This is a genomic window from Polaromonas sp., from assembly GCF_031411155.1.
Taxonomy (GTDB): domain Bacteria; phylum Pseudomonadota; class Gammaproteobacteria; order Burkholderiales; family Burkholderiaceae_C; genus Polaromonas.
In genome coordinates, this window is the sequence record NZ_JANOAL010000313.1 from 1 (window position 1) to 3,066 (window position 3,066).

Consider the following 3,066-nt stretch of genomic DNA (forward strand, 5'->3'; position numbering starts at 1 on the left):
CTTTGACATGAGCGAGTACATGGAGCGCCATGCCGTGAGCCGCCTGATTGGCGCACCGCCGGGCTATGTCGGGTTCGACCAGGGCGGGCTGCTGACCGAGGCGGTGACCAAGAAGCCGCATTGCGTGCTGCTGCTTGACGAGATCGAGAAGGCGCACCCGGACATCTTCAACGTGCTGCTGCAGGTCATGGACCACGGCACCCTGACCGACAACAACGGGCGCAAGGCCGATTTCCGCAACGTGATCATCGTCATGACGACCAATGCCGGCGCCGAGACCATGAACAAGGCGACCATCGGCTTTACCAACCCGCGCGAAGCCGGCGACGAGATGGCCGACATCAAGCGCCTGTTCACGCCCGAGTTCCGCAACCGCCTCGATGCGGTGGTGAGCTTCAAGGCGCTTGATGAAACCGTCATCCTGCGCGTCGTCGACAAGTTCCTGCTGCAGCTAGAGACCCAGCTGGCCGAGAAGAAAGTGGAGGTGACTTTCACCGACACGCTGCGCAAGTACCTGGCCAAGAAGGGGTTTGACCCGCTGATGGGCGCGCGCCCGATGCAGCGCCTGATCCAGGACACGATTCGCCGGGCGCTGGCCGATGAGTTGCTGTTTGGACGCCTGACCGAAGGCGGCCGCCTGACGGTGGACATGAAGGTCACGACCGATGAAAAGGGCGTGGAAACCGGTGAGGTCGAGCTCGACATCCAGCCGCTGCCCAAGCGCGAGGGCCGCGCCAAGCCCGAGCCCGAGGCGGCGGCGGAAACCAGCTGACGGCCCGCAGACCTTCAGCGACCCCCAAAAGGCCGTTAGCATCACGCTAGCGGCCTTTTTTATGTCGCTATTAAAATTATAGCTACCACCGCAATAACCACGGGGGCTGTGGCCTAGTTTCGCGAATAAAGAGTAAAAAACCAGCATGGCAGCACACACTTTTCTCTGGCACGACTACGAAACCTTCGGCATCAACCCGCGCCGCGACCGCCCCGCGCAGTTTGCCGGCATCCGCACCGACGCCGAACTGAACGAAGTGGGCGAGCCGCTGATGATTTACTGCCGGCCCGCCAATGACTACCTGCCCGACCCCGACTCCTGCCTGATCACCGGCATCACGCCGCAGCTGTGCCTGGAGCGCGGCCTGGCTGAGCACGTCTTTGCCGAGCAGATTGAGCAGGTGCTGGCCGAGCCCGGCACGATTGGCGTGGGCTACAACACCGTCCGTTTTGACGACGAGGTGACGCGCCACCTGTTCTGGCGCAACCTGATCGACCCCTACGGCCGCGAGTGGCAAAACGACTGTGGCCGCTGGGACCTGCTCGACGTGGTGCGCATGGCCTACGCCTTGCGGCCCGAGGGCATCGAGTGGCCGATCAAGGACGACGGCCGGCCCAGCTTCAGGCTCGAAGACCTGGCGCGCGCCAACGGGCTCATGCACGAGGCCGCGCACGATGCGCTGTCAGACGTGCGCGCCACCATCGCACTGGCGCGGCTGATCCGCTCGGCCCAGCCCAAGCTGTTTGACTTTTGCCTCGGTCTGCACAAAAAAGACCGGGTCGCCGCCGAACTGGGCCTGCCGGCCAGCCCGCAGACGGCCAGGCCTTTTTTGCATGTGTCAGGCATGTTCGCGCCCGAGCGCGGCTGCCTGGCCGTGATGTGGCCGCTGGCCACGCACCCGACCAACAAGAACGAGCTGCTGGCTTGGGACCTGGCGCACGACCCGGGCGAGCTGCCGCTGCTCGACGTGGCGACACTGCGCCAGCGCCTGTTCACCAGGTCGGCCGATTTGCCGGAGGGCGTGCAGCGCCTGCCGCTCAAATCCGTGCACCTGAACAAGTCGCCCATGGTGGTGCGCAAGCTGCAAACCCTGAGCCCGGAGATGGCGGCGAAGTGGGGCGTGGACATGGACGCGGCGCTGCGCCATGCCGAAATAGCGGCAGGCTTGCCCGACATGAGCGCGATCTGGCCGGCGGTGTTTCAGCGCCCCAAGGAGGCCGCGCCCGATGTCGACGAAGACCTGTACGGCGGCTTCATCGGCAACGCCGACCGCAGGCGGCTGAACCAGCTGCGTGCGCTGTCGCCCGTGGAACTGGCGCACAGCCGCACCGGCTTTGACGACGACCGGCTGGCAGAACTGCTGTTGCGCTACCGCGCCCGCAACTTTGCCGAAACGCTGACGCCCGAAGAGGCCGAGCGCTGGGACGCCCATCGCGCGGCGCGCCTGCTGGACGGCGAGGGCGGCGCCCGCAATGTCGATGAACTGCTGGCCCGGATCGATGAGCTGTCGGAAACGGCCGATGAGCGCGGGGAGGCGGTTTTGGGGGCTTTGTATGAGTATGCGGAGGCCATTGCGCCTGAGGTGCAGTAGGTTGAGGCTCTTGGTTTTTGCAATCGGGCGGGGGTAGCCCGGCCTGGTCGTGAAAGCCGCCCGCTATAAATACATTAGCTGCCTGCGCCCATCCCTATTGGGCTAGCCGCTTATTTGATGCACAGAAAACGACTCGCAGCATCAAATTCGACCCGCCCGAAGCGCGCTACGCCCGGTTTCAGCACGAAAACAGCGCTTTTCACCCTCAAATAAACCTGCAACCCAATAGCAGCGAGCGCAACCAGCTATAAACTTAATAGCATCAGCCAGCCCCGGCCTGCCACGGCAGATGCTTCTGCATCACGCTCTGGTACAGCGCGCTGGCCTCAAACCGCGCCAGCCAGCCAACCAAATGCGGCCAGGGCTGGGCCGCAAACCACGCGCCACCGGCCTGGTGCGCCTGCGCAAACCGCAGCGCGTCGCCTGAATGCTCCTGGGAGTGGCGGGCTACAAGCATTCGCCCGTCAGCCCTTGGGCGAATCCAATTCTGTCGTTTTGACAAGTCAACTTTAACCCTCTGCAGGCTGCAGGCTGCAGCCACACCCCAGCAGCGATAATCCCCGCATGTCTTCTTCCCCCAAAGTTCTATTCGGCTTTCATGCCGTGGGCGTTCGCCTGAAAACCGCCCCCAAGTCGGTGCTGGAGGTGTTTTTTGATGCCTCGCGCCGCGATGCGCGTATGCGCCAGTTCACCGACCGGGCGC

General features: G+C 64.1%; 3 protein-coding genes and 1 pseudogene. 3 read left to right on the forward strand and 1 reads right to left on the reverse strand.

Translation table 11 applies throughout. From position 1 onward, the window contains the following. Positions 1 to 772, forward strand: a 772-nt coding sequence (locus RMO23_RS18465) for an AAA family ATPase (protein ID WP_309684352.1), incomplete at its 5' end; no start/stop codon positions are given. A gap of 145 nt (positions 773 to 917) precedes the next feature. Further along, positions 918 to 2,363 carry an exodeoxyribonuclease I gene (gene sbcB / locus RMO23_RS18470; protein ID WP_309684354.1) on the forward strand — a complete coding sequence of 482 codons (1,446 nt, stop codon included), beginning with the start codon at positions 918 to 920 and terminating at the stop codon, positions 2,361 to 2,363. Between the two features lie 262 nt (positions 2,364 to 2,625). On the opposite strand, the gene RMO23_RS18475 is transcribed toward sbcB, so the two are convergent. Further along, positions 2,626 to 2,820: a hypothetical protein gene (locus RMO23_RS18475; RefSeq protein ID WP_309684356.1), complete on the reverse strand. Its 195-nt coding sequence runs from the start codon at positions 2,818 to 2,820 to the stop codon at positions 2,626 to 2,628. A 107-nt stretch (positions 2,821 to 2,927) separates the two neighbouring features. On the opposite strand from RMO23_RS18475, the pseudogene RMO23_RS18480 reads away from it, so the two are divergent. Next, positions 2,928 to 3,066 (forward strand): annotated as a pseudogene (locus tag RMO23_RS18480) (23S rRNA (guanosine(2251)-2'-O)-methyltransferase RlmB); the annotation flags it as partial.